The 24,299-nt window shown below is 67.8% G+C and carries 27 protein-coding genes and 1 pseudogene; 16 read left to right on the plus strand and 12 right to left on the minus strand.

The annotated features are described in order from the left end of the window. Window positions 1–68: 68 nt before the first annotated feature. Window positions 69–560 (minus strand): hypothetical protein, encoded by a 492-nt coding sequence (locus tag ACW175_RS21170; RefSeq protein WP_492101907.1) that lies wholly within the window; start codon window positions 558–560, stop codon window positions 69–71. Window positions 561–1,118: 558 nt separating this feature from the next. Here ACW175_RS21170 and ACW175_RS21175 point away from each other — a divergent pair. From ACW175_RS21175 to ACW175_RS21195, 5 genes are all read left to right on the plus strand, one after another. Beyond that, on the plus strand, window positions 1,119–1,664 hold the full coding sequence (locus tag ACW175_RS21175; protein WP_492101908.1) for an RNA polymerase sigma factor: 546 nt from the start codon (window positions 1,119–1,121) through the stop codon (window positions 1,662–1,664). A gap of 85 nt (window positions 1,665–1,749) precedes the next feature. Further along, window positions 1,750–2,727 carry a FecR family protein gene (locus ACW175_RS21180; protein WP_492101909.1) on the plus strand — a complete coding sequence of 326 codons (978 nt, stop codon included), beginning with the start codon at window positions 1,750–1,752 and terminating at the stop codon, window positions 2,725–2,727. Between the two features lie 165 nt (window positions 2,728–2,892). Beyond that, complete coding sequence (locus tag ACW175_RS21185) at window positions 2,893–5,154, plus strand: TonB-dependent receptor (protein ID WP_492101910.1); 2,262 nt, start codon at window positions 2,893–2,895, stop codon at window positions 5,152–5,154. 134 nt (window positions 5,155–5,288) lie between these two features. Further along, window positions 5,289–6,134: a glycosyltransferase family 2 protein gene (locus tag ACW175_RS21190; protein WP_492101911.1), complete on the plus strand. Its 846-nt coding sequence runs from the start codon at window positions 5,289–5,291 to the stop codon at window positions 6,132–6,134. 19 nt (window positions 6,135–6,153) lie between these two features. Then, window positions 6,154–6,927: a polysaccharide deacetylase family protein gene (locus ACW175_RS21195; protein ID WP_492101912.1), complete on the plus strand. Its 774-nt coding sequence runs from the start codon at window positions 6,154–6,156 to the stop codon at window positions 6,925–6,927. 6 nt (window positions 6,928–6,933) lie between these two features. Here ACW175_RS21195 and ACW175_RS21200 read toward each other — a convergent pair whose 3' ends face one another. Both ACW175_RS21200 and ACW175_RS21205 read right to left on the minus strand, forming a co-directional pair. Continuing rightward, the gene (locus ACW175_RS21200) at window positions 6,934–7,059 is read right to left on the minus strand and encodes a hypothetical protein (protein ID WP_099581400.1); all 126 of its coding nucleotides are present in this window, start codon (window positions 7,057–7,059) and stop codon (window positions 6,934–6,936) included. 91 nt (window positions 7,060–7,150) lie between these two features. After that, window positions 7,151–8,599, minus strand: coding sequence for a protein adenylyltransferase SelO (locus tag ACW175_RS21205; RefSeq protein WP_492101913.1), 1,449 nt, complete (start codon window positions 8,597–8,599; stop codon window positions 7,151–7,153). 248 nt (window positions 8,600–8,847) lie between these two features. Here ACW175_RS21205 and ACW175_RS21210 point away from each other — a divergent pair, with 248 nt between their 5' ends. Both ACW175_RS21210 and ACW175_RS21215 read left to right on the plus strand, forming a co-directional pair. Beyond that, window positions 8,848–11,268, plus strand: coding sequence for a TonB-dependent receptor (locus ACW175_RS21210; RefSeq protein WP_492101914.1), 2,421 nt, complete (start codon window positions 8,848–8,850; stop codon window positions 11,266–11,268). A gap of 208 nt (window positions 11,269–11,476) precedes the next feature. Continuing rightward, the gene (locus ACW175_RS21215) at window positions 11,477–13,894 is read left to right on the plus strand and encodes a M28 family metallopeptidase (protein WP_492101915.1); all 2,418 of its coding nucleotides are present in this window, start codon (window positions 11,477–11,479) and stop codon (window positions 13,892–13,894) included. A gap of 4 nt (window positions 13,895–13,898) precedes the next feature. Here the strand turns inward: ACW175_RS21215 and ACW175_RS21220 are convergent, their stop codons facing one another. From ACW175_RS21220 to ACW175_RS21230, 3 genes are all read right to left on the minus strand, one after another. Then, window positions 13,899–15,761: an AMP-binding protein gene (locus tag ACW175_RS21220; RefSeq protein ID WP_492101916.1), complete on the minus strand. Its 1,863-nt coding sequence runs from the start codon at window positions 15,759–15,761 to the stop codon at window positions 13,899–13,901. A 100-nt stretch (window positions 15,762–15,861) separates the two neighbouring features. Continuing rightward, window positions 15,862–16,125: a hypothetical protein gene (locus ACW175_RS21225; protein ID WP_492101917.1), complete on the minus strand. Its 264-nt coding sequence runs from the start codon at window positions 16,123–16,125 to the stop codon at window positions 15,862–15,864. Then, on the minus strand, window positions 16,122–16,265 hold the full coding sequence (locus ACW175_RS21230; RefSeq protein ID WP_492101918.1) for a hypothetical protein: 144 nt from the start codon (window positions 16,263–16,265) through the stop codon (window positions 16,122–16,124). The genes ACW175_RS21225 and ACW175_RS21230 overlap by 4 nt, the downstream gene beginning before the upstream one ends. 364 nt (window positions 16,266–16,629) lie before the next feature. Here ACW175_RS21230 and ACW175_RS21235 point away from each other — a divergent pair, with 364 nt between their 5' ends. After that, entirely contained in the window at window positions 16,630–16,875 is a 246-nt protein-coding gene (locus ACW175_RS21235) for a hypothetical protein (protein WP_492101919.1), read from the plus strand. Window positions 16,876–16,878: 3 nt separating this feature from the next. Here the strand turns inward: ACW175_RS21235 and ACW175_RS21240 are convergent, their stop codons facing one another. From ACW175_RS21240 to ACW175_RS21250, 3 genes are all read right to left on the minus strand, one after another. Continuing rightward, window positions 16,879–17,091, minus strand: coding sequence for a hypothetical protein (locus tag ACW175_RS21240; RefSeq protein ID WP_492101920.1), 213 nt, complete (start codon window positions 17,089–17,091; stop codon window positions 16,879–16,881). 91 nt (window positions 17,092–17,182) lie between these two features. Beyond that, entirely contained in the window at window positions 17,183–17,365 is a 183-nt protein-coding gene (locus ACW175_RS21245) for a DUF3606 domain-containing protein (protein ID WP_047413801.1), read from the minus strand. After that, entirely contained in the window at window positions 17,365–17,544 is a 180-nt protein-coding gene (locus ACW175_RS21250) for a hypothetical protein (protein ID WP_492101921.1), read from the minus strand. Before ACW175_RS21250 ends, ACW175_RS21245 begins: the two co-directional genes overlap by 1 nt. Window positions 17,545–17,655: 111 nt before the next feature. Between ACW175_RS21250 and ACW175_RS21255 the strand changes: the two genes are divergently transcribed. After that, window positions 17,656–18,171, plus strand: coding sequence for a hypothetical protein (locus ACW175_RS21255; RefSeq protein WP_492101922.1), 516 nt, complete (start codon window positions 17,656–17,658; stop codon window positions 18,169–18,171). 24 nt (window positions 18,172–18,195) lie between these two features. Here the strand turns inward: ACW175_RS21255 and ACW175_RS21260 are convergent. Then, window positions 18,196–18,336 (minus strand): annotated as a pseudogene (locus ACW175_RS21260) (hypothetical protein); the annotation flags it as partial. A 75-nt stretch (window positions 18,337–18,411) separates the two neighbouring features. On the opposite strand from ACW175_RS21260, the gene ACW175_RS21265 reads away from it, so the two are divergent. Then, the gene (locus ACW175_RS21265; RefSeq protein WP_492101923.1) at window positions 18,412–19,029 is read left to right on the plus strand and encodes a hypothetical protein; all 618 of its coding nucleotides are present in this window, start codon (window positions 18,412–18,414) and stop codon (window positions 19,027–19,029) included. 70 nt (window positions 19,030–19,099) lie between these two features. Here ACW175_RS21265 and ACW175_RS21270 read toward each other — a convergent pair whose 3' ends face one another. Beyond that, a complete protein-coding gene (locus tag ACW175_RS21270; protein ID WP_492101924.1) occupies window positions 19,100–20,539 on the minus strand; it encodes an aldehyde dehydrogenase family protein in 1,440 nt (479 codons plus the stop codon). A gap of 89 nt (window positions 20,540–20,628) precedes the next feature. Beyond that, window positions 20,629–21,099 carry an NUDIX domain-containing protein gene (locus ACW175_RS21275; RefSeq protein ID WP_492101925.1) on the minus strand — a complete coding sequence of 157 codons (471 nt, stop codon included), beginning with the start codon at window positions 21,097–21,099 and terminating at the stop codon, window positions 20,629–20,631. 139 nt (window positions 21,100–21,238) lie between these two features. On the opposite strand from ACW175_RS21275, the gene ACW175_RS21280 reads away from it, so the two are divergent. The 6 genes from ACW175_RS21280 to ACW175_RS21305 all read left to right on the plus strand — a co-directional run bounded on the left by ACW175_RS21280 (window position 21,239) and on the right by ACW175_RS21305 (window position 24,242). Beyond that, window positions 21,239–21,385 carry a hypothetical protein gene (locus ACW175_RS21280; RefSeq protein WP_492101926.1) on the plus strand — a complete coding sequence of 49 codons (147 nt, stop codon included), beginning with the start codon at window positions 21,239–21,241 and terminating at the stop codon, window positions 21,383–21,385. 3 nt (window positions 21,386–21,388) lie between these two features. Continuing rightward, a complete protein-coding gene (locus ACW175_RS21285; RefSeq protein WP_492101927.1) occupies window positions 21,389–21,775 on the plus strand; it encodes a dihydroneopterin aldolase in 387 nt (128 codons plus the stop codon). After that, window positions 21,772–22,542 (plus strand): SDR family oxidoreductase, encoded by a 771-nt coding sequence (locus ACW175_RS21290; protein ID WP_492101928.1) that lies wholly within the window; start codon window positions 21,772–21,774, stop codon window positions 22,540–22,542. The genes ACW175_RS21285 and ACW175_RS21290 overlap by 4 nt, the downstream gene beginning before the upstream one ends. 204 nt (window positions 22,543–22,746) lie before the next feature. Then, entirely contained in the window at window positions 22,747–23,262 is a 516-nt protein-coding gene (locus ACW175_RS21295) for a 6-pyruvoyl trahydropterin synthase family protein (RefSeq protein WP_492101929.1), read from the plus strand. A 14-nt stretch (window positions 23,263–23,276) separates the two neighbouring features. Next, window positions 23,277–23,687 carry a dihydroneopterin aldolase gene (gene folB, locus ACW175_RS21300; RefSeq protein ID WP_492101930.1) on the plus strand — a complete coding sequence of 137 codons (411 nt, stop codon included), beginning with the start codon at window positions 23,277–23,279 and terminating at the stop codon, window positions 23,685–23,687. A 3-nt stretch (window positions 23,688–23,690) separates the two neighbouring features. After that, window positions 23,691–24,242, plus strand: coding sequence for a hypothetical protein (locus ACW175_RS21305; RefSeq protein ID WP_492101931.1), 552 nt, complete (start codon window positions 23,691–23,693; stop codon window positions 24,240–24,242). Window positions 24,243–24,299: the final 57 nt, after the last annotated feature.

The raw sequence follows: 24,299 nt of genomic DNA on the forward strand, positions 1-24,299 counted from the left end.
ATGCTCTAGCCTATTGTTTTGACGCATTTTCTGACGACGAACCGGTACCCACTTCGTCGGAAAATGCTCTAGCCCTTCGTCGAAGGCCGGAGGGCCGCGACGAGCCTGTCGGCCACGGCGACGGGCTCCTCCTTGCGCACGCGGATGGACGACCAGGCGACGGTCTTGCCGCTGGCGGCATCGACCACCGCCAGGGTGATGGTGCGGGCCGGCCCCTTGCCCTGCCACGGTCGCCACCAGGGCCGGCGCTCCGCCGCGCTGCGCCAGGCCTTGTCGTCAAGGGTCCCGACGGCGCTGGAGACACCGACGCTCAACGGCGCCACCGCCACGCCGACTTGCACGAGATAGGCGGGTTTGCCGCCGCCGTTCCCGCCAAGGGCGTCGATCGCCCGAGCCTGGACGGCCTTGGCGAAGACCGAGTCGGCGCCGTCGGCCGAACTCGCATAGGGCGCCAGGCCCTTCAGCCCGGTGACATCGCCCTGCCCCACGGCGCGTGGGGAGGCGCAGGCGGCAAGCAGAGTCAGGCAAGCTCCGGCCAGCAGAAAGCCGCGTGCGCGCATGGTCGTTCGCCCCAAATGGTCCAACTAACGGATGATAGCGTCGCGCGCACCGAAGGTCACGCGAGCCAGGCCCTCGGGACGAACGCGGCCAGGATGATCATCGCCCAGCACAGGGCCGCCAAGCCCACGGCCACGACGAACCGGCCGAGGCGAAGGCGCAAGGCGCAAGGCGCCGAGGTCTCGCGAGGACGAGGCCCGCCCCTCCCTCAAGGCAGGGCCTGACAACGCCGCCCTCCTCCCCTCCCCCAGCCGAGGCGGGTGGTCCCCACTTCACGCCAAGATTTCCGTGCGCGCGGAAGACGGCGCCGCTTTGGCGCGCCCGCGCCGCGACATTTCGCCACACGAATCCCGACGACGCCGCCGTTCACCGAGGACGGCGTTCCTCACGCGGCCAAGCTTAACCATGAAGAGCGCTGATATTCGCGCTTTTGCTGGCCATTTTCGGCCTTCGAACCCTCTCGTCCCAACCGCGGCTCCGGCTTGAGGATCGGTGGCAACAAACGATCGTCTTTCCGCCAAAAAGATGGATAGTGCTGCGCCGCGACGGGGCGGTTTCTGTTGAACGCGGGTGACCTTTTGGGCGTGACGGACTCGGACAAGGCCGTACTGCTGGGCCTGTACGAGAAAAAACGCGCCAATCTGGTGCGTTTCTTCGCCGCGCGCCTGGGCTCACGCGCCGAGGCCGAAGACCTGGTCCAGGACCTCTACATCCGTCTCAGCGGCATGGACTCTGTAGGTCCGGTCGACAATCCGTCGGCGCTGCTGCACCGGATCGGCTCGAACCTGATGCTGGACCGCCTGCGCAGCCAGAAACGATCGGGGACGCGCGACAGCGACTGGCGCAACGTCAACACCACCGTGGTGGCCGGCCACGAGATCGCCGACGAGCCCACCGCCGACGAGGTGGTCGCCGGCCGGCAGCGGCTGAAGGCCCTGGTCGAGGCCGTCGAGGATCTTCCGGAAAAGACCCGCCAAGCTTTCCAGTTGCACAAGCTGGAGGGGCACAGCCACATGGAAACCGCACGACGCATGGGCATCAGCGTCAGTACGGTGGAAAAGCACATAAGCGCCGCCCTAAAGACCCTGACGAGGCGGCTACGTTGATTTATGCAAGTTCGCATGGGGGACGGCGCTCGCCGGCGCCGTCTGTTTTCAGGGGGATGATGGATCCTCGTCGGAGCAATACCGGATGAGCCGGTCAGCGCAACATCTGCAAGAGGCGGCCGATTGGCTGACCCGACTGCAGCGGCCGGAGGTCGAAGAGACCGACTGGCTGGCGTTTGACGCCTGGCTCGACGAGCCCGGTGCGCAGGAGGCGTACGACGCCATCCAGGCCGTCGACGAGGAGATCTTCCAGCGAGGTGCGGCCGTCCGGGGGGAATTGGCCGAACCGAAGCGCGCCGCGGCGAAGCGTGCGTTCCGGATCGACTGGCGTTGGCTGGGCGGTCTGGGCGCGGCGGGCGCCGCGGCCGCCGTCGCTCTGGTCGTCGCCCCGTGGGGCGAGCTGATGCCCGCCGCCGACACGCTCTACACCACGGCCAAGGGCGAGAATCGCGCCATCCAGCTGGCCGACGGCAGCCATGTCGACCTGAACACCGACTCGCATCTTTCCGTGCGCCTCGAGAAGGACGCCCGTCGCGTCACGGTGCATGACGGCCAGGCCCTGTTCGACGTGGCCCACGACACCGCTCGTCCCTTCCTGATCACGGCCGGCGACGAAACCGTGCGGGTGGTGGGCACCAAGTTCGACGTCCGCCGCCGCGACGGCCTGCTAACGGTCACGGTGCTGCGGGGCCTGGTCGAGGTCTCGACCGACGGTGACGACACGCCCGTGCGCGTGCGCCCAGGCCAGATGCTGGAACATGTCGAGGGCGCTTCCGGCGTCACCGTGCGCAGCGTCGCGGCCGAGGATCAGGTCGGCTGGCGCTCGGGCCGGTTGATCTATCGCAACGAGCCGCTGACGCGCATCGTCGGCGACATGAACCACTATTTCGACCGACCGCTTCGCGTCGAGGGTGAAAACGCCGCCAATCTTCGGTTCTCCGGCGTATTGATCGTGGATGGTCAGGATGCGATGGTCCGCCGCCTGACCAGCCTCATGCCGATTTCCGCGACGCCGAGCGATGATTCAATTGTCCTGCGCGGAAGGCCGTCCGCTCCCAACTGACGTCCTTGACCGGGTCCGACCCTGAATCGGGCTTCGATCCTGCTCGCCGCCAGTCTTCTGGGTCTGGGCGCCAGCGCGCATCAAGCCGCCGCCGCTGAAGCGCGCGTTCGCCTCGACATCCGCAAGGCCACCACCGCCGAGACCCTGATCGAGCTGGGCGTCCGCATGGGCGCGTCCATCGGCGGGGTCGAAGCCTGCAAGGGTCAGGGCGTTCCGCTGGTCGGCGTCTTCAGCCTGCGCGAGGCCCTGGACCGCGTCAGCCAGGGCAAGGGCTGCGCCTACAGCTTCGTCGACGCCCGCACGGTTCGCTTCTCGGTCGCCCGCCCGGCCCCGCCGCCGGCCCCACGTCCCATGGTCGCCGCCCGGCCGACTGGCGTGGCGCCCGAACCCATGGCGCCCCTGGCCCCTCTGGTCGTCAACGCCGGCAAGCGATCGCCGCGCCTGGGCGCCCTGGCCGGCGGCGTCAGCGTCATCGGCTCACGGCAGTTGCAGGACACGGGGGTGGGCGAGACCGGATCCGTGGCGCACCAGACGGCGGGCTTCATGACCACCAACCTGGGCGCGGCGCGCAACAAGATCCTGCTGCGCGGCCTGTCGGACGGCACCTTCACCGGCCGCACCCAGTCGACGGTCGGCACCTATCTCGACGACATCCCCGTCAACTACAACGCCCCCGATCCGGACCTGCGGCTGATCGATGTCGACAGGGTCGAGGTGATGCGCGGCCCGCAGGGCGCGCTCTACGGCGGCGGATCGCTGTCGGGGATTTATCGCATCGTCACCCGCCAGCCGGAGCTGGGGCGCTATTCGGCTTCGGTCGGCGCGACCATCGCCAACACCGAATCCGGCTCGAACAGCTATCGCGCCGAGGGCGTGATCAACGCGCCGCTGGGCCAGATCTCCGCCGTGCGCGTGGCGGCCTACTACGACGTCGACGGCGGCTATCTCGATGACGTCAATCTGCGCCTGTCCAATGTCGACAAGACCACGCGCCGCGGCGGCCGCGTGGCCTGGCGCGCGGACCTCGGCGACTGGCGGATCAAGCTGGGCACGGCCCTGCAGAGCGTTTCTTCCAAGGACACCCAGTACGTCACCCTGACCCCTGGCGGCCCGCGCCGCGCCAACCAGGTGCGCGAGATCCACCGGAACCGCCTGGCCCAGACCTCGGTCAAGATCAGCGGCTCGGGCGACTGGGGCCAGTTCGAGTCGGTGACCGGCTTCGTCACCCACCGCTACGTCAGCCGCTACGACGCCACACTCTCGCTCAGCAAATTCTCGAACATGGCGCTCGAACTGGGCGTCTATGACGAAGCCGCCCGCGTGCGCATGGCGGTGGAGGATATGATCTATACCGCGCCAGCCCTAGGCCGGCTGCGTTGGATGGTCGGTGGCTTCCTGGCCACCAGTATCGAGGACGGCTACGCCGACCTGCGCGCCCGCGCGGCGACCATCACCCGCAGCTACTACGACGAGAAGCGCAAGGACCGGCTGAACGAGTACGCCCTCTATGGCGAGGCGACCTATGACCTAGGTGGCGACTGGAAGGTCGCGCTGGGCGGACGGGCGTTCAAGACCACGGTCCACACGCGCTCGTACGTCCTGGCGCCCTCGCCGGGCCAGTCGCGGGACCTCGACCGCGAGGCCTCGTTCAGCGGCTTCTCGCCCAAGATTTCGATCCAGCGCGACCTAGCGCGCGGCGGCATGATCTACGCCCTGAGTTCCGAGGGCTATCGCGCCGGCGGCTTCAATTCGGGCGGTCTGACCACGCCGTCCGAAACGCGGCGCGTGTTCCAGCCCGACCACCTGCGCAACTATGAGGTCGGTGCGACGCTCAATCCGTTCCACGACCGGGTGAGCCTGCGCACGGCGCTGTTCTATGACGACTGGCGCGACATCCAGACAGACCAGTACTTCGCCTCGGGCCTGTCCTACACCGCCAATATCGGCGACGGGCGCAACCTCGGCCTGGAGATCGAAGCCGGCTGGAAGGCGACGCCGCACCTGACCCTGAAGGCCAACGCCCTCTTCAACGAGCCGAAACTGACCCGTATCGCGCCCGGGTACGGCATCACCGCGAGCGCCAGCCTGCCGGGCGTGCCGGACGTCTCGTTCGGCAGCCTGGTGACCTATCAGCGCCCCGTCGCGGCGGCCGCCATGCTCCTGCTCACGGCCGAGATCGGCTATATGGGCGAGTCTCGCCTGACCTTCGACCCGCGCTTTTCGCCGACCATGGGCGGCTACTACACCGGCAAGCTGTCGGCCCAGGTGCTGACCGACCGCTGGCGCGCGGCCGTGTTCGTCAGCAATCCCTGGAACAGCTCCAGCGACACCTTCGCCTATGGCAACCCCTTCAGCTTCGGCCAGGTCCGGCAGGTGACGCCGCAGCGCCCGCGCACATGGAGCCTGGCCCTGTCGGCCAACTTCTAACGCCGGCCAGCAGCGGCAATTTATTGCAAAGCTTACATATTTGTCATCGTCGGATGCGGGGGGCGACCCTGGGCGGCGACGTCTCTCCTATCGAAGCGACCGCGGGGGCGCGGTCGTTCGATCGAGGACATGTAATGGCCAAGCTTTCGGCCCTGCTTTGCGTGCACAACGAAGAACAACGTCTGCCGGCCTGCCTGGCGGCCCTGTCCTTCTGCGACGAGATCGTCGTGGTCGCCGACCGCTGCAGCGACGGCACCGAGGCCCTCGCCCGCCACTACGGCGCCAAGGTCGTCTCCGGCATCTTCCCGATCGAAGGCCCGCGCAAACATGCCGGCATCGCCCGCTGCACCGGTGAATGGATCCTGGAGCTGGACGCCGACGAGGGCGTCACCCCGGCCTTCGCCAAGGAGGTCCGCGAAACCGTCGACCGCGCCGACGCCGCGGACTGGTACCAGATCCCGATCGACAACTATGTCGGCGACCAGCTGGTCCGTCATGGTTGGGGCGGCTCCTTCGGCACCGCCTCGGCGGCCCGTCTGTTCCGTCGCGGCGTCAAGTCGTGGAAGGCCGAGCGCGTCCATCCCGGCGCCAAGCTGGACGGCGCCTATGGCGGCCGCCTGAAGACGGCCCTGAACCACATGGTCGACGAGGACATCGCCGACATGTTCGCGCGCCTGGGGCGCTACACCGACCTGAAGGCCCAGGACCTGGCCGACAGCGGCAAGATCAAGGGCCTCGGCGACGACGCCTTTCGCGGCGTGCGCCGGTTCTTCAAGTGCTACGTCTCGCGCAAGGGTTACAAGGAAGGCGACCTGGGCTTCCTGATCTCGCTGATGGCCGGCCTGTATCCGATCCTGTCGAACCTGCGGGCGCGCGAGATCCTGCGCACCCGCGTCCAGGAGGCCAAGGCCGAGCGTCCGGTCATCACGCCCGCGCCACTGGCATTGTCTCTGCGCCGCGTCGAGGCCGCTGGCCAGTAGCCGCCTGGTCGTCACCCTCATGTCCCGGCTGCCGATCGCCTTTCGCCTGGTCCTGGGGCCGGAGCTTGCGCTCTGGGCCAAGGCCGGCCGCGCGCCGGTGTTGTGGTGGCGCGACGACGACGCCCGGGCCGCGACGGGCGCGCTGGACCAGTTGCTGGCCCTGTCCCGCCGGCACGGAGCCCCGCTGACCCTGGCGGCCATCGCCGGCCCCAGCCTGCCGCTGCTGGCGGGCCGCATCGAGACCGAGCCCCAGGTCGAGCTGGCCGTCCATGGCTTCAAGCACATCAACCGCCAGCCGCAAGGCCTGGGTTTCGGCGAGATCATCGACACCGACGACACCGAGTGGGTCCGCGCCCAGCTCCGCGCCACCGTCATGCTGTTCCACCGCGTCGGCGTGGCGCCGACCCTGTTCGTGCCGCCGTGGAACAACCTCAAGCCTCAGCTTCTGGAGGTCCTGCCCGACTCGGCGATCACCGCGGTCTCGGGCTTCGACCGGGCCAGCGGCCAGCGAGACGGCGTGACGCGTCTCGACGCGCACCTGGACGTGCTGCGCTGGAAGGGCGGCGGCCGGTTCCGCGGAACCTGGCGCTTCCTGTCACGTATGCGGCGGCTGATGATCCAGCGGCGCAAGGCCGGCCAATGGGACGAGCCGATCGGCCTGCTGACCCACCACCTGGATCACGACAAGCCGACGTGGCTGTTTCTGGAGCGCTTCCTGGCGACGTTCCGCGTCACCGCGCGCCGTCAGCTGACGGGCGATACGGCGGTCTCGTCCGAAGCGCTAAGCGCTTAGACGCGACTAGGCCAGCTCGGGGCGGTCGCGCAGGCACTCGCCGATGGCGCGGGCGCAGCCTGGGATGCCGAGGGCGCCCACGAAGGACATGGCCACGGCGCAGACCAGCATGATCGGTTGGAAGATGCGCATCGGGAATCTCCACGCGGGCGTTCGTCGGAAGCACTGTGCCGGAACTGTAAGACGGAAACTTGACGGTTGTTCCGCGCCCGAATGAAAAAAATCAGGGTGCGGTGTTTTTGTCGCCGCTCAATCCCAGGGCGTAGGCCACGCGAACGGCCTCGATCCGGCCAAGCTTTTCGGTCAGCGGCCCCCAATCGTCGCCTTCGGCGATCGGCGCCCACAGGGCCTCGACCTCCTCGATGATCAGTTCCTCCGGCTCCGGACGCTGGAACACCGGATCGGCCAGACGCTCGGGCCGGTCGGGTTCGAAGTCGGCCAGCCGTCTACGAAACGCCTCGAACGTCTCGGTGCGGTAGAGATCGGCGCGGGGACCACCCATGGCGCGCGCCGTCGAGGCGTCGCCGCCGAACCAGTCGAAGAAGAACGGCTCCCAGCGCAGGGCTTCGCCCCCTTCCGCCAAGGCGCGGAACGCGCTGTTGACCAGTTCGACATCCTCGTCCGGATTACGGCTCTTGACGGCCAGGCGATCCAGCATCGCGCCACGCAGGGCCAGGCGATAGGCGTCGGAGAAGCTGTTCAGCGCCGCCAGCAACCCTGACTGGTCGGCGATCAGCGTCAGGCAGGCGGCCAGCTGCTGCAGGTTCCAGAACACCGCCTCGGGCTGGCGGCCGAAGCTGTAGAGCCCCTGGTGGTCGAAATAGGCGGCCGTGAAGTTCGGGTCATTTCGCGGCAGGAACCGCCAGGGGCCGTAGTCGAAGCTCTCACCCGTCACGACCATGTTGTCGGTGTTCAGCACCCCATGCACGAAGCCCGCCGTCATCCAGCGCGACAGCAGCCTGGCGCTGGCTTCCACGGTCGCCTGCATCAACGCCGAAGGCCGGTCGGGCGCGTCGGCGAGGTGCGGGAAATAGGTCTCGACCACGTGATCGACCAGTTGAACGATCAGGTCGCGCTGGTCGAAATAGGCCAGGCGCTGGAACGTGCCGAAGCGGATGTGGCTGTGCGACAACCGGGTCAGCACCGCCGATCGGGTCGGGCTGGGCTCGTCGCCGCGAGTGAGGGCCTCGCCGGTCTCGACCAGCGAGAAGGCGCGCGACGTCGGAACGCCCAGGGCCTCCAGCATCGACGCCGCCAGGATCTCGCGCACACCGCCCTTCAGGGTCAGGCGACCGTCCCCGGCCCGCGACCACGGCGTCCGCCCCGAGCCCTTGGTGGCGAGATCCAGCAGGCGATCCGTTCCCTGTTCGCGAAGCTGGGCGAACAGGAAACCCCGGCCGTCGCCGAGGTCGGGATTGTAAACGCGGAACTGGTGGCCGTGATAGCGCATGGCCAGCGGGACGGGCTGGTTGTCCGGCAGCGGCGCGAAGCGACCGAAATGGCGGACCCAGTCAGCGTCGGTCAGGCCGTCCAGCCCGACGGTGGCCGCCGCCCTCTGGTTGCGGAATCGCAGGATCGTTTCCGGAAAGTCGGCCGCCTCGACGGGATCGGCGAAGTCGCCCCCCAAGGCCTGGAGTCGCGGATCGGGGCGGTAGGCGGTCGAGAGGCTCATGGGTGGGCAAATGAGACCCGCCCGCCCCGCGCGCAAGCCACTTTCGAATTTCTATGACGGCTGCCGACTGCTGTCGCTTCCCGGCAACAGAAAGCGCTCGAACCTAGTCACGACAAGGGATTTTGCTTGCCGAGCCCGCCTCTGGCGCCTAACCCTTGGCTATCCATTCGAACAATCGTTCGACGGAACAACGAAAAAAACGAGCCGGGGCGGGCAAGCGCTTTCGGCCGACAACCGAGAGGTAGGAAATGCGCTTTACCCAGGTGCTTTGCGGCACTGCGTCCGCTGTTGTTCTCGCCGGTATGGGCGCCGGCGCCGTTCAGGCCAAGCAGGCCGCCCAAACCGAAATCCCTACGGTCGACAGCATCGTCGTCACCGCCCAGAAGCGCGAGCAGAACCTGCAGGACGTGCCGATCGTAGTGACCGCGGTCGGCGCCAAGCAGCTGGAAGGCGCGGGCGTCAGGGACATCAAGGATCTGCAAATCCTGACGCCAGGCCTGAACGTGGCGTCGACGTCGAACGAAACCAACACCACCGTCCGCATCCGCGGTGTGGGCACGGTCGGCGACAACCCCGGCCTGGAATCCTCGGTCAGCGTCGTCATCGACGGCGTCTATCGCCCGCGTAACGGCGTGGCCTTCAACGACCTGGGCGAAATGGAACGGGTCGAAGTGCTGAAGGGTCCGCAAGGCACCCTGTTCGGCAAGAACACCTCGGCCGGCGTCATCAACGTCCTGACCAAGGGCCCCGAGTTCGAATTCGGCGCCGAGGCCGAGGCGACCTTCGGCAACTACGGCGCCAAGGGCGGTTCGGTCGCCGTGACCGGTCCGATCATCGCCGATAAGCTGGCCGGCCGCCTGTTCGCCGCCAAGCGCGAGCGCGACGGCTTCTACACCATCAAGACCGGCGCGGGTCCGCGCACGGCCACCGACGACGCGAACCAGGACTTCTACACCATCCGCGGCCAGCTGCTGGCGACGCCGACCGACGAGCTGAAGTTCCGCTTCATCGGCGACTACACCAAGCGTGACGAACGCTGCTGCGTGGGCGTGCAGATCGTGACCGGCCCGACCGGCGCCATCCTCGACGCCCTGTCGGCTGACTCGGGCGTGTCCATTCCGGCCAAGCCGTTCGACCGCATTTCCTACGCCAACCGCCCGACCGATCAGCAGATCGAGGACAAGGGCGTTTCGCTGGAAGGCGAATGGACCACCCCGTGGCTGGGCGGCGCGACCCTGACCTCGATCACCGCGGCGCGTGAGTGGACGACCAACAACGGCCAGGACATCGACTTTTCGACCGCCGACGTCGCCTATCGCAACAGCGACCAGTGGCGCACGCGCTTCAAGCAGTTCAGCCAGGAACTGCGCTACGCCGGCCGCACCGAAAAGGGTGAATGGCTGATCGGCGCGTTCTACGCCAACGAGGACCTCGATCAGCTGACGCCGTTCCGCTACGGCGCGTCCTACGAGACCTATCTGGGCCTGCTGCTTTCGGGCGGCGCCAGCCCCACCTTCGTGTCGGCGCTGACCGGCCGCGCGCCCGGCACGTCCTATACGCTGGACTCCGGCTCGCTGGACACCTACGCGCAGAACTCCAAGAGCCTGTCGTTCTTCACCAACGACACCTACCACCTGACCGATCGGATCGACCTGACGATCGGCCTGCGCCACACCCACGAACTGAAGACCCTGGCGACCCAGTACACCAACCTGCCGGGCAACAACGGCTGCGCCGCCGCCCTCGGCCGCACCGGGACGATCGTCGGCATCGTCGGCGCCGCCAACGCCGCGACCGTGATCGGCAACCTCTGCCTGCCGTGGACCGACCCGGGCTTCAACAACTACAGCTCCAAGCAGAAGCGTAACGAGAAGGAATGGACCGGCACCTTCAAGGTCTCGGCCAAGGTCACCGACGACATCATGTCGTATGTGTCCTGGGCCAAGGGCTACAAGGCCGGCGGCTTCAACCTCGACCGCTCGCGCATCGGCCTGGGCGCGCCGAACCCGGACACCAGCTTCGCGCCGGAAACGGTGGAGTCGATCGAGGTCGGCTTCAAGACCAGCTGGCTGAACCGTCGCCTGTCGTTGAACTCGGCCTTCTTCCACCAGTCGTACAAGGGCTTCCAGCTGAACACCTTCACGGGCGTCAGCTACATTGTCACCTCGATCCCGGCCGTGAAGTCGTTCGGCGTCGACACCGACCTGCTGTGGTTCACCCCGATCCGGGGCCTCAGCCTGCAGGGTGGCGTCACCTATGCCGAGACCGAGTACGGTCCGTTCATCGCGCCGACCGGCGTTTCCCCGCGCCTGTCCGACGCTCGCCTGTCGTTCGCCCCGCTGTGGTCGGCCTCCCTGGCGGCCAGCTATGAGCATGACATCGGCTCGTCGCTGCTGTTCCACGCCAACCTGAGCGGCAAGTTCAGCTCCAGCTACAACACCGGTTCGGACCTGGCCCCGCAGAAGGTCCAGCCGAAGATGACGGTCCTGAACGGCCGCATCGGCATCGGCAGCCAGACCGGTCTCTGGACGGTCGACGCCTGGGCCCAGAACCTGACCAACAAGAAGTACTATCAGGTCGGCTACGACGGCCCGCTGCAATCGGGCACCTACGACGCCTTCCTCGGCGCGCCGCGCACCTACGGCGTGACCCTGAAGGCCAAGTTCTAGTCGGCCAAAAGTTCTAGCCGGCCAAATCTCTAGCCGGGAGGGGGAACCGGCGGCGGCTTCGAGCCGCCGCCGGCTTTCGGAAGAGGGGAAGGGCGATCCGGGCGACTGGGTCGCCCTTTTCTTTTTCCGTAGGCGAAGGGGTTTGCGATCTCGGCGCATCACCCCAGCATGGCCTTTGGGGGATTCGTTCAACTCCGGAGCCGCGCCCATGAAGACGATCCGCTTCCTCGGGTTCTGGATCTGCCTCGCCGCCGGCCTGGCGCTGGGCACGTGGAGCCAGAGAACCCCCGCGCCCGTTCCCGCCAACGCGCCGGCCACGGCCTTCTCGGCCGACCGCGCCATGGCCGACGTCACGACCATCGCCCAGAAGCCGCACCCCACAGGCTCGGCCGAGATCGCCAAGGTCCGCGACCATCTGCGGGAACGGATCTCGGAGCTGGGGCTGCGGGTCTCGATCCGCTCCGGCGAGGGCTTCTGGACCAAGTCCGACACCGGCCGCACCCTGATCGTCGCCGCCGTGCAAAACGTCATCGGCGTCCTGCCGGGCAAGGATCCCAGCCTGCCGGCCATCCTGGTGATGAGCCACTATGACTCGGTGCACAATTCGCCCGGCGCCGCCGACGACTCAACGGGTGTGGCCGCCGCGCTGGAGATCGCCCGCGCCCTGAAGGCGGACGGCCCCCACGCCCGCGACGTCATCTTCCTGTTCACCGACGCCGAGGAGGCGGGCCTGCTGGGCGCCGACGCCTTCTTCAACCGCGATCCGACCCTGGAACGCGTCGGCCTGGTGGTGAACCTGGAAGCGCGTGGCGACGCCGGCCGCGCGGCCATGTTCCAGACCGGTCCCGGCAACGGCGCGCTGATGAGCGTCTTCGCCCGTCAGGCCAAGGGTCCATCGGCCAATTCGCTGGCCTCGGCGGTCTACGAGAAGATGCCCAACGACACCGATTTCACCCACGCGGTGAAGCGTGGCCTGCCGGGGTTGAACCTGGCCTTCATCGACGACCAGCTGGCCTATCACACGCCGCTGGCCCGCCCCGACCACCTGGAGCGCGGCAGCCTGCAGCACATGGGCGACCAAGCCCTGCCGACCATTCGCGCCCTGGCCGACGCCCCGGCCCTGCCGGCCAAGACTCCCAACGCGATCTATTCCGACGTGCTGGGGCTGTTCATGATCAGCTATCCGCCGACCGTGGGCTGGGGGCTGCTCGCCCTCGCCGCCGGCCTGATCGTCTTCACCGCCTGGCGCACGCTCAGCCTGGGCGCCGCGAGCGGCTGGGAGATCGCTCGGGGCGTCGCCGGCCTGCTGCTGACCGCCACCAGCATCGCCACGGTGCTGCATCTCGCCGGCCGGCTGCTGATGATCACGGACGTGCAGCGCTACTACAGCGTCCTGACCCGCTTCGACCTGCTGCTGTGGGGCTGCGGCCTGCTGGCGGTCGCGGTCGGGCTGGGCGTCGCCACGGCCCAGGCGCGGGGCGCCCGCCGGATCATACCCTGCGTCGCCGCTTTGGCCCTGGGCGGAGCCTGCGGCCTGGTCGGCGGTTTCGATCCCATCGGTCTTGGCCTGGGCGTCGCCGCCTGCGTGCTGGCCGCCTTGTCCCTGGGCTTCAAGACCGACGTCCTGGGCGCCTGGATCGGCGGGATGATCGTGCTGCTGCTCCTGGCCACGGTCGCCCAGGTCCTGGCCCCCGGCGCGACGGTGATGCTGACCTGGCCGCTGCTGATCGCCGCGCTGGGCGCGGCCCTGATCATCGGCGTCGGCGGGACGCGCGACCGGCGGGTGGCGCTCGCGCTGACCTGCGCGGTCGGCCTCTTGGCCGTGCTGTCGACCGCCCAGCTGACCGCCTGGGGATCCTGGACCTTCGCCGGCGTCGGCATGATGGAACCGGCGATCCTGGCCCTGTTCGCCATGCTGGCCGCGCCGGCCCTATCGCCCCTGGCCCACGACTTCGCCGCCACCCGCTGGGCCTGGCGGGCCGCCGGCGTGCTGGCCCTGGCCGGAATCGCCCTGATCGCCAACGTCGCCCGCCTGGGCGGCGAGCCCGGTCGCCCGGCCGTGACCCAGGCCCAGCACGTGGCCGACCTGTCGACCGGCAAGGCCTGGCGCCTGACCGAGGCCCCGCGCCTCGACACCTGGACCAAGGCCGTCCTGCCCGACGACGGCGGCTCGGATCCAAAGCAAGCGTCCCTGGCCCCGTTCTGGCGCAAGCCGGTCTGGATGTCCGAGACCCGGGCCGTGCCGGTCGAGGCCCCTCGGCTGAGCGTCGATCGCGCCGACGACCGCCTGCTGGTCCGGCTGATCCCCGCGCCGGGCGCCGAGATGGTCAGCCTTCGCCTGCGCCCCAGCGGCGCCCTGGCCGCACCGCGCCTCAACGGTCGGCCGATCACGCTGAAGACCGAGGCTGGCCAGTGGTCGGTGGTGAACTATCACGCGCCCGATCCGAACGGCGTCACCCTGAGCTTCACGACCCAGGGCCCTGGCAAGGTCGACGTCGCGGCGCTGGAGTATCACGACGGCTGGCCCGTGCTGGCCAAGGCCCCGCCCGCCAAGCCGGCCGATCTGATGGCCATCGGCATGTCGGACAAGACCGCCGTGCTGGTGCGCGGCGGAATGAGTTGGTGAGGCGCTAGACCGCGAAGACCCCGTCACCCGGCGCCTTGGCGTACAGCGCCTCGACCCGCTCGGCCCGACGGTCCAGCGCGCAGCGCTGGTTGACGTAGCCTTTGTCGGTGATCTCGCCGGCGTCGATCGAGGGCGCCTCGGTCAGGATGGTGAAGCGGCCGATCCGCCGCGACGAGCCGCCGGCCGCCGCGTTGAACGCCGCCAACCGCTCGCGCAGGATCGCCACCAGCTTCTCCAGCGGCGTCCCTGGCCCGGGATCGGCGACCAGCGCCTGAAGCCCTGCCGGCGAGGGCCACAGCATCGCGCCGATGAACGGCTTGTCCTGGCCGGTGATCACCGCGTCGTGGATGTAGGGACTGCAGGCGGCCACGAGATCCGGACGCAACACGCCGACGCTGACCCAGGTGCCGCTGTCCAGCTTGAAGTCCTCGGTCACCCGGCCGTCGAACACCAGGCCCTTTGCAGGGTCTTCCGGATCGACGAAGCGCGCCGCGTCGCCCAGCTTGTAGAAGCCCTCCTCGTCGAAGGCGGCCGCCGTGCGTTCAGGATCCTTGTGGTAGCCCGCCGCCACGGTCGGCCCCTTCACCCGGACCTCGAACTTGCCGCCGCTGGGGGCCAGCTTCAGGGCGATGCCTGGCAGCGGCAGTCCGACCAGGCCGACCCGCTCGGTGATCCAGTGGGTGACGGTGATGCCCTGGGTCTCGGTCGCGCCGTACATCGTTGTCAGCGGGATCCGTTGCCCAGTCTCGGCCACGGCCAGGGCCTGGATGCGGTCATAGACGTCGTTGGACAGGGTCGCGCCGCCATAGCCCATGTAACGCAGGTTCTTGAAGAACGATCGGCGCAGGGCTGGATCGCTTTCCATCGCCTCGGCCAGCATAGAAAAGGCGATCGGGGCCGAGCCGAACACGATCGGCGAAACCTCATAGAGGTTCTTGATCGTTGTCTCGAACATACCTGGCAGCGGCTTGCCCTCGTCGATGTGCAGCGTGCCGCCGGCCCAGATCACGGCGTTGAAGCCGATATTGCCGGCCGATATGTGGCTCCAGGGCATCCACTCCAGGCTCTGGGGGATCTCGTCGGTCGCGACGTCGGTGCGCAGGCCCTCCTGGCCGGCGATCACGCCCGCCATCATGCCGTGGGTCTGGGGCACGGCCTTGGGCAGGCCGGTGGAGCCCGAGGTGAACAGGTACTTGGCCACGGTCGCCGGGCCCAGGGTCTCGCGGGTCGCCTCGACCGCCGGTGTCGGCGTCGTCCCGGCCACGTCGGCGAAGGCGACCGTCCCCTCGCTCCCGTCGGCCGTGATCACCATGAGGGTCGGGTCGATGGCCTTCAGGGTCTCCAGCGCCTTGACGAACAGCGCGCCGCTCTGGGCGAAGACGACGCGCGGGGCGACCTTCTCGAAGCAGTGCCTGAGCTTGGCGTGGTCGGTCGAGATCAGGCTGTAGGCCGGGCTGATCGGCGCGGCCGGAACCCCGGCGGCATAGGCGCCCAGGGTCATCAGGGCGTGCTCGATCGAATTGCCCGACAGGATCATGACGCTGTCGGCGGGAGTCAGGCCGAGGTCGATCAGAAACTGGGCGACGCCCTCGACCGCCCGTTGGGCCTGGCCGTAGGTGACCGCGCGCCAAGGTCCATGACCCGGCTCGCGCTGCTTGATGTAGGGCCGGTCCGGATGCTCGGCGGCCTTTCGCGCGATCAGGTGGGCGATCGAGCGCGGACCCTCGCCCGGCGCGTGGTTCGAGGTGATGACGATCGAACCGTCCGGACGCCGCTCGACGCTGACGTCCGGGCCCTTCATGGCCAGGGGCTTGAACGGAACCTTGGTGACGTCGCGCGAGGGCGACGCGCCATCTGGCGGCGTCATGGTCTCACTCCCTCAAGTTATCGTTGTTCTGTTGGAACTGACGGTAACGGAAAGCGCGAGACCGGCAAGGCTGCCGTGCGGGGAAGGACTTCGGGGAAGCCTACTTCGAGGGGGACTGATCCAGGACGCTGACGGTCACGCCGCCCTCGACGACCCGAACGCCCAGATAGTGCATCGCTCCGCCCAGATAGCTGATCTGCTCCAGCGGCACGCTGTCGTCGCGGCGCAGGCGGCGGCCGTCATTCAGCGTCAGCCGCAGGGTCATCTTCTTGGCCGAGGCGCCACCGGCGATGGCGTCCTCGATCTCGCGGCGGAACAAGACGGCCGGAGGCTGCGGCGGCTTCAAGTTCGCGGTCTTGCTCATGAGCGCCCTCCGAAGCCGTGTTCGCCGGTGATGCGGATCTGGCAGGCCTGGCCAGAGTCCTGCAGGGTCCTCGCGCGGCGATGGGCGGCCGCCTTGGCGACCTCCTTGTCGGCCGACTGGCCGAAATGCTCGCCTGCCAACTCAACGCTCCACGCGCCCTCATGCCGGGCGACAGTGAGAACGGTTCGATTGCTAATTTCACGCATTTCGAAGGATTAACACAAAAAGGAGCCGACCGGGGGATTAATCGTTTCCGTTCCAGGCCGGGCGATTTTCTTGGCGGCCCAAAATAATTCAGCCTTCGAAATCGTCGCGAAAACAGACGCAAATCTTGGGAAATTACTCGGGCAGGCCTCTCGTTTTCCTTCGGGAGCCAGAACAACCGTCCATCGTCCGCCGAAACGTGATAGGCTGGCAAGGTTCATGTCGACCTGGCGGCTCCCCCAGGCGCCCGGGTCCTCCCGGCCGATCGGCGGCTACGATCACCCGGCGCACCGGAGCGACATGACCCAGGATCCCCCCGCCAGCGACACGCTGTCCGAAAGCCAGTTCAACGCCCTGCAGAGCCTGGCCGAACGCCAGCCGGGCCAGGACTCCAACTTCGTCAACATCAGCGCCGCCCAGGCCCTGACCTATCTGGGCCTGGCCCGGCGCGGCGGCGGCGGCTGGGAGATCACCCCACGGGGCCGCAATCATCTGCTGCGAGCCGTCTCGCGCGACGACGCCAACGGCGCGGCCAACGCGCGCTAAAGCTCAGCGCCGCCCGCGTCGCGGAGGCTTGGCCGCCGCCTCCGCCCGCGTGACCTGGGCGCTGAACGCCTCCAGGTCGACGCCGAAGCGCGCGCCGCAATCTGGGCAATCCAGAACCGGCAGCATGCGCACGGTCTCGATGGTCGCGTGGGCGCGACCATCGCAATGTGGACAGGGAAATTCGAGTTCTACGCCACCAACGTCCACGCCCGCCATGCCGGTCGCTCCGCTCGTTTCGACTCACACAAGAGGTGCAAACGATGACAGTGGCGACCACGGCCGGGCATGTGACGTAACGCCTCCCTGCTCAGCGCTTCTTGCCAAGCTCGGCGGCGATGTCCTTGGTCATCCGGCCGACCTTGCGGTGGGCCGCGGTGATCTGGTCGCGGGTGACGCCCCAGCGCTTCATCCAGTACTCGACGGCCTGGCGCTCGGAGAGATCCAGGCGATCCTTGTCGATGAAACCGCGCTTGTCCTTGAGTCCGGCCATTATTTCTTCATCCAGGGTTTGGAATCGCCCGCCGCGATGCCGGCCGCCCGCTGCCGTTGAAACTTCCCACCGCGCGGGGGCTTCGGACGGGCGTCGAGCACGGCCTGCTTGAGGCGCAGTGCGCGCTGCATGGGGGTCTCGTCGGGCGGCGCTTCGGGGGGCGGTGCATCAGTGGTCATGGGAAAAGTCTAGCACAGCCTCCCCCCAAAACCCGAAACCCGAACTCCGTTCTCTGGACGCAACGCAAGCTTGGCCCTAGCGTCGCGCCTCAACCTTTGGGGGTTACGTCGTTGAAGAAGAAGTTTGCAATCGCCTTGGGCCTGGTCACGGTCCTGGCGGCTGGCGCCGCTTGGGCCGGTCCGGTCGTTTCGGAAGGCACCGAGTTCCAGATCCGAGTGGAGGACGCCCTGTCCAGCTCCACCGCCCACGAGGGCGACCGGTTCACCATCAGCCTGGATGACGACGTCAAGCTGACCGACGGCACAGTGCTGCGTGCCGGCTATCGCGGCGTCGGCGAGGTCGTCGAGGCCCGCGACAACGGCATGCTGGGCAAGAACGGCAAGCTGAACATCCGGCTGCTGTATCTTAAGGTCGGCGACGACCGCGTGAAGCTGCGCGCCAACAAGGGCGCCAAGGGCGAGACCCGCGTCGGGGCCACCGTGGCGACGGTGATCCTGTTCTGGCCGGCCGCGCCCTTCATCAAGGGCAAGGATGTCTCGATCAAGAAGGGCACGGTCATGACCGCCTATGCGGACCAGGACGTGACCCTGCCGACGCCCGTGCCGCCGGCGCCGGAAGCGCCCTGATCGAGGGAACCGCGCCTTATCCTTGTCATCCCGGAAAGCGCGCAGCGCTTGTCCGGGACCCAGGGGGTGCGTGAACGCAGTGCGCGCCGCCCCTGGGTCCCGGCTCTCCGCTTCGCTGCGGCCGGGATGACAAGCTTGGGGTGGTAGAGGAGACCCTCCCCCCAGGAAGGGCGCCAGCCTTACACCTCACGGCGAGACGATCCCGGGCTGTCCAGGTCACTTTCACTTGCGGTGGGCTAAATGAAAACGAGTGAATTTCGAGAGCGACTTCTTGTTGCACTGTTTCTGGCGGCAAGATCAGGAGGCCTGGGCTCATATTATTCGCCAGCAACAGTGGCCGATAGTGCGGGGCTTGAAAGAATTCCCGGCCAGCTAAGACTGGTAGTCCGCGATCTTGATGATAGGGGATATGTAAGCGCGTCCTACACCATGGGCGGCGGAGATGAAGGCGGCCTTGATTTAAGGCTTACGAACTCCGGTGTCGAAGAAGCGGAAGGTATATTGGAGCTCCATCCGGAGTACGCAATCGTTGCGCAACAGAGCCTCGATCAGGCTCCCGCATCAGATCGCTACGTTAGCTTCTCTGATAACTTACGCATTGGCCTAACTGTCGATGCTAGCGGCCTTCGGCACGCGTTAATGGGAGTAAACTCTGCCAGTCAAGAAGATAGAGATATAGCTCTGAGCGAAATCGCGATCTTCGAGAGCACAATAATTCAAAACAGAGTCCCGGAAGCCATCATTGATCGCTTCGTGAAAAAGATAATTTCATGGATCGTGGATAAGTTTGGAGAGGCAGTCGTCGGAGCGATTGCGGCCGGCATCGTCGCAAAGCTACTGCCTTTTCTTCCATCCTGAGCCCCTCTGAACCAAAGAAAAAGGCGGAGCCTCACAGCCCCGCCCCTCATCCAACTCAGCAGATGCAAGCCTACTCCGCCGCCACCTTCGGCGCGTAGCCCAGGATCGCCTTCGTCTCGAGGAACTCCCCGAACGCGTGGTCGCCCCATTCGCGGCCGTTGCCGCTCATCTTGTAGCCGCCGAACGGGGCCATCAGGTCGGGGCTGGCGCCGTTCAGGTTCACTTGGCCGGCGCGGAGTTTAGCCGCGACAGCCCGCACCGCCTCCGGGTCGCCGCCCGAGACATAGGCCGCCAGGCCGTACTCGGTGTCGTTGCCGACGGTGACGGCTTCCTCGACCGTGTCGTAGCCCAGGATCGAGATCACCGGGCCGAAGATCTCTTCCTTCGAGATCGTCATGTCGGGCTTCACATTGGCGAAGACGGTCGGCTTCACATAGTAGCCCTTGTCCAGCCCTTCCGGACGCCCCGTACCGCCGGTGACCAGGGTGGCGCCCTCGTCGATGCCCTTCTGGATCAGGCCCTGGATCTTGTTCCACTGGGTCTCGCTGACCACCGGGCCCATCTTGTGGTTGCCGTTCGGGTCGCCGACCGTGTGGCTCTCGGCGGCGGCCTTGGCGATGGCGATCACCTCGTCCATGCGCTGGCCCGGGACCAGCATCCGGGTCGGGGCGTTGCACGACTGGCCCGAGTTCATCATCACCGAGGCCACGCCGCCGCCCACCGCGCGGGCGAAGTCGGCGTCGTCGAGGATGATGTTGGGGCTCTTGCCGCCCAGCTCCTGGTGGACGCGCTTGACGGTCGGGGCGGCGTTCTTGGCCACCTCGATGCCGGCCCGGGTCGAGCCGGTGAACGAGACCATGTCGACTTCAGGATGGCTACTGAGCGCCGCGCCGACCGTGGGGCCGTCGCCATTGACCAGGTTGAAGACGCCGTGCGGCACGCCGGCGGCGTGCAGGATCTCGGTCCAGATATAGGCGCTGAACGGCGCGATCTCGGAGGGCTTCAGCACCATGGTGCAGCCGGTGGCCAGGGCGGGCGCGACCTTGCAGGCGATCTGGTTCACCGGCCAGTTCCACGGCGTGATGAAGGCGCAGACGCCGATCGGCTCCTTGACGATCCGGGTCGTGCCCCGGTCTTCCTCGAACCTGTAGTCCTTGAGCACGGCGACGGCGGTCTGGACGTGGCCGATGCCCATGGCGGCCTGGGCGCGCTGGGCCAACCAGGCCGGGGCGCCCATTTCCTCGGTGATGGCCTTGGCCATGTCCTCGAAGCGCTTCTGATATTCGGCGATGATGCGCTCGAGCACGTCGATGCGCTCCTCGCGGCTGGTCCGCGACCAGCTGTCGAACGCCTTGCGGGCGGCGCGGACGGCGCGGTCGACATCGACCTCCGAGCCCATCGAGATCACGCCGGCGACCTCTTCGTTGGCCGGGTTGATGACGTCCAGGGTCTTGGGCTGGGCCGGATCGACCCAGGCGCCGTCGATATAGAACTTGGTGTACTCGCGCATGCCGTTCTCCTGCCCTTGGATGTGGGATCCGCTCTGCGGGGCGGTTTCAAACAGGCATTTAATGTGATCGGCGTTCAGGTGGCTAGCCCTCACCACATCACATCTGGCTCCGCGTCGCCCAGAGCCTCGGCAATCCGCCGTCGGGTGGCCTTGGTCGTCTCTTCCGGCAGGTCGTGCGGATCGAACCAGCCGACCGCATGGATCTCGCCCTCGGCGTCGGAGGGACAGGGCTCCCAGGCCTCGATCCGGTAGACCAGCACGTGGTCGCCGGGGTGCAGCACCTCGTTGCTGTGAGCCGAGACCAGGCGCGGGCGCGACAGGGCGCGCACGCCGGCCTCCTCCTGCAGCTCGCGCGCCACGGCGGTCTCGGCCGTCTCGCCGCGCTCGACCCCGCCGCCGGGCAGGTACCAGCCCTTGATGTAGGTGTGCTGGATCAGCAGGACCTTGCCGGCCTGATCGGTGACCACCGCCCGCACGCCCAGCGTCAGGCCGCGCGCCATGCGGAAGAAGGCGTAGACCAGGGGGCGGGTGAAGGGTTCGATGCGACGGCGCCAGAGCATCAAGCTTTGTAGCCCTATCGCCGCCGCCGAGGGACCGAAAACCTCGTCCTTCGACAAGCTCAGGATGAGGTTTCCTACTGAGCTGGCTCAAAACTAGCCCTCATCCTGAGCCTGTCGAAGGACGAGGGCGGCCCCGCCCTTGCGGTCAGCGGCGCCGGAGGCTAAAGCCGGCTCGATCTTTGTTTTCTCTTTCCGGAGCCGCGCCATGATCGCCATCGGTGTCATCGCCATTTTCCTGGCTGTCATCCTGGGCCTGAACTTCTTCGAGTTCGGCCGCGTCGACTAGGCGATGACGGGCCCCTTCGACTGGCAGACCGCCGCGCCGCATCAGGTCGCGGTGCTGGAGGACGTCGAGGTTCTGGTCCGTTGCGGGCTGCACCCGTGGGAGCGCCATCCCGAGCGCCCCAATCGGCTGCGCTTCAGCGTGCGGCTGTATTCCCGGACCGAGTTCACCGGTCCGGGGACCTATATCGACTATGATCCGCTGCGCGCCCTGATCGTGGGCTGGCAGGGCCGCGACCATGTCGACCTGCTGGAAACCCTGCTGCAGGAGGCCGTCGACGCGGCCTTCCTCGACCCGCTGGTGGACGCCTGCTGGGTGCGCGTCGTCAAGCCGGAGATCTTCCCGGAGACCCGCGCGGCCGGCGTCGAGTGGTTCAAGGTCCGGCCTTCGTGACAAGCGCCCCTCTGAAAGTCGCGCTCGTCACCGGCGCCGCGCGGCGCATCGGCGCCGTCCTGGCGCGGACGCTGGCGCAAGCCGGCTACGCCGTCGCCCTGCACTATCGGAACTCGGTCGAGGACGCCCAGGCGCTGGCCGCCGCCCTGACCGCCGACGACCATGCCGTGGCGCTGTTCCAGGCCGACCTCTCGACCCCCGCCGCCGGCCAGGGCCTGGTCGCCGCCGTCCGCGCGCGGTTCGGCCGGCTGGACCTCTTGGTTAACAACGCCTCGCTGTTCGAGTACGACACGTTCGAGACCCTGACGGCCGAGCGCTGGGACCGGCACATCGCCACCAACCTGACCGCGCCCGTCTTCCTGATCCACGCCTTCGCCACGGCCCTGGGCGAGGACGAGACCGGCCTGGTGGTGAACCTGCTGGACCAGAAGGTGCTGCGGCCCAATCCCGACTACTTCGCCTACACCGCCGGCAAGCTGGGCCTGGCCGCCCTGACGCCGGTGCTGGCACAGGCCCTGGCCCCGAAGGTCCGTGTCTGCGGCCTGTCGCCGGGCGTCACCCTGCCCTCGGGCAAGCAGACGCAGGACGACTATGTTCGCGCCGCCCGCGCCACGCCGTCGGGCGTCAGCAGCACCCCGGCCGACCTGGCCCGCGCCCTGCTGTTCATCGTCGACACCCCGGCCTTCTCGGGCCAGACCCTGACCATCGACGGCGGCGAGAGCCTGCTGGGCCGCACGCGGGACGTGGCCTACGATCCAGACGTCTAACAGACCGACGTCTGGCGAACGGGCGCGGCGCAACTATATTTTGCGCTGCACCTGCTGTTCATGATAAGGGCGCGGCCTCTTTGAAGCGCTCGACTATTCGTCACCGTCGTTTCGCCGAACCGCCCTTCCACATTTGACGCGCTCCGCGCCGCGCTCGGCCGACCCCAAGGCGACTGGGAAAAACGGCCGGTCCAGGTATTCCAGATGCTTAGCCTCGAATTCAATCGCCGGTACTCCATGGCCCACCGGCTGTTGAGCGACCCGTCGTCCAAGTGCAAGACGCCGCACGGCCATGACGAGTACGTGTTCATCCGGCTGCGCCCGGCCACGCCGCTGAACCTGGGCGGCTCGAACATGACGGCCTCGTTCGAGCGGGCCAAGCGCGCCTGGCACGGCTGGATCGACAGCGCGGTGGACCACGCGTTCCAGGCCAATCTGGCCGACCCGCTGATCGGCTTCTTCCGCGAGCATGAGCCCGAGACCCTGGGGCGGATCATGACCTTCGACGGCGACCCGACCACCGAGGCCCTGGCCATCGCCATGGCGCTGAAGGCCAAGGCTTTCCTCGCCATCGACGGCCTGTTCACGCTAGAGTCCCTGAAGATCCAGGAAACCCCGACCAACACGGTCGGCCTGGACGCCACGGACATGGCCGGCCTCGCCGGTTGGGCGCCCGGTCAGTGGTGCCTGCGCGCGGACAACAGCATCAACGACTTCTAGCGAAACCGGATCGAATGGCCGCTCCCGCTTCCCTCGCCGACACCGCGCCCGCCGATGCTCCCTTGGCGCGGATCATCGTCACCAAGGTCTTCGTCCGTGGCCTGAAGGTCGACGCCGAGATCGGCGTCTACGACCACGAGCACGGCCGCCTGCAGCCGCTGGTGGTCGATGTCGAGCTCGACGTGGCCGCCAGCCACTGCGAACGCCTGGGCGACACGGTGAACTACGAGACCATCGGCGAAGCGGCGCGCGCCATCGCCGCCGAGGGCCATATCGACCTGGTCGAGACCTTCGCCGAGCGCCTGGCCCAGGCCTGTTTCGCCGATCCGCGCGTCACTCGCGCCCGGGTGCGGGTCGAAAAGCCCCTGGCCCTGGCCCCGCACGCGGCCGCCGCCGGCGTCGAGATCACCGCCGTCCGGTCCTAGTCCATGGCGGTCACCCACAGCGCCCGGCTCGCCCCCTTCCAGCCCGAGACGGTCTGGACCCTGGAGGACGGCGCGCTGGTGGAGACCCGCGGCAAGGTCGAGCGGCGCTTCCCGCTGTCCCGCCTGACCCGCTACAGCTTGGCCGTCGACAAGACCGGTGGCCGACGGCGCGGCCTGCTGCTGACCTTCGGCCGCCGCCGCATCAGCATCGCCTCGCAGAGCTATCTCGGCCCCGGCCAGTTCGAGGACCGGCTGGCCAGTTTCTCGACCCTGGCCCGCGCCATCGCCGCCGTCGGCGCGGATCTCGCCCCCCGCGCCCGCTTCGGCCTGGCGCGGTTCGAGGCGCGCGCCGCCCTGACCTGGGTGATTGGCCTGACCGCGTTCGGCGCGGCGGCGATGCTGCTGTTCTCGCTCTCGGCCGGCATGGCGTCGGTCGGCGTCGACATGGCCGCGCGAATGAGCTTCGTGCTGATCCTGATGCTGGCGGCGCTGCCCTGGCTGAACCGGGGCAAGCCATTCGACCCGCACGACCCGCCGAGCGATCTTCTGCCGTGATCCTCCCCCAGAAAGGGAGCATCCGGGTTACTTCGCCTTCATGACGCCACCTTCATT

The organism is Caulobacter sp. FV1ye6ST (genome assembly GCF_058681225.1).

Coding starts and splice junctions, on each gene's coding strand:
- ACW175_RS21240 (WP_492101920.1), bottom strand. CDS start 17,091: ATGGCGGGCGTGGACGTTGGTGGCGTAGAACTCGAATTTCCCTGTCCA.
- ACW175_RS21285 (WP_492101927.1), top strand. CDS start 21,389: ATGACGGGCCCCTTCGACTGGCAGACCGCCGCGCCGCATCAGGTCGCG.
- ACW175_RS21210 (WP_492101914.1), top strand. CDS start 8,848: ATGCGCTTTACCCAGGTGCTTTGCGGCACTGCGTCCGCTGTTGTTCTC.
- folB (WP_492101930.1), top strand. CDS start 23,277: ATGGCCGCTCCCGCTTCCCTCGCCGACACCGCGCCCGCCGATGCTCCC.
- ACW175_RS21185 (WP_492101910.1), top strand. CDS start 2,893: ATGGGCGCGTCCATCGGCGGGGTCGAAGCCTGCAAGGGTCAGGGCGTT.
- ACW175_RS21235 (WP_492101919.1), top strand. CDS start 16,630: ATGACCCAGGATCCCCCCGCCAGCGACACGCTGTCCGAAAGCCAGTTC.
- ACW175_RS21305 (WP_492101931.1), top strand. CDS start 23,691: ATGGCGGTCACCCACAGCGCCCGGCTCGCCCCCTTCCAGCCCGAGACG.
- ACW175_RS21245 (WP_047413801.1), bottom strand. CDS start 17,365: ATGGCCGGACTCAAGGACAAGCGCGGTTTCATCGACAAGGATCGCCTG.
- ACW175_RS21275 (WP_492101925.1), bottom strand. CDS start 21,099: ATGCTCTGGCGCCGTCGCATCGAACCCTTCACCCGCCCCCTGGTCTAC.
- ACW175_RS21265 (WP_492101923.1), top strand. CDS start 18,412: ATGAAAACGAGTGAATTTCGAGAGCGACTTCTTGTTGCACTGTTTCTG.
- ACW175_RS21170 (WP_492101907.1), bottom strand. CDS start 560: ATGCGCGCACGCGGCTTTCTGCTGGCCGGAGCTTGCCTGACTCTGCTT.
- ACW175_RS21190 (WP_492101911.1), top strand. CDS start 5,289: ATGGCCAAGCTTTCGGCCCTGCTTTGCGTGCACAACGAAGAACAACGT.
- ACW175_RS21200 (WP_099581400.1), bottom strand. CDS start 7,059: ATGCGCATCTTCCAACCGATCATGCTGGTCTGCGCCGTGGCCATGTCC.
- ACW175_RS21220 (WP_492101916.1), bottom strand. CDS start 15,761: ATGACGCCGCCAGATGGCGCGTCGCCCTCGCGCGACGTCACCAAGGTT.
- ACW175_RS21295 (WP_492101929.1), top strand. CDS start 22,747: ATGCTTAGCCTCGAATTCAATCGCCGGTACTCCATGGCCCACCGGCTG.
- ACW175_RS21180 (WP_492101909.1), top strand. CDS start 1,750: ATGAGCCGGTCAGCGCAACATCTGCAAGAGGCGGCCGATTGGCTGACC.
- ACW175_RS21205 (WP_492101913.1), bottom strand. CDS start 8,599: ATGAGCCTCTCGACCGCCTACCGCCCCGATCCGCGACTCCAGGCCTTG.
- ACW175_RS21195 (WP_492101912.1), top strand. CDS start 6,154: ATGTCCCGGCTGCCGATCGCCTTTCGCCTGGTCCTGGGGCCGGAGCTT.
- ACW175_RS21225 (WP_492101917.1), bottom strand. CDS start 16,125: ATGAGCAAGACCGCGAACTTGAAGCCGCCGCAGCCTCCGGCCGTCTTG.
- ACW175_RS21215 (WP_492101915.1), top strand. CDS start 11,477: ATGAAGACGATCCGCTTCCTCGGGTTCTGGATCTGCCTCGCCGCCGGC.
- ACW175_RS21250 (WP_492101921.1), bottom strand. CDS start 17,544: ATGACCACTGATGCACCGCCCCCCGAAGCGCCGCCCGACGAGACCCCC.
- ACW175_RS21270 (WP_492101924.1), bottom strand. CDS start 20,539: ATGCGCGAGTACACCAAGTTCTATATCGACGGCGCCTGGGTCGATCCG.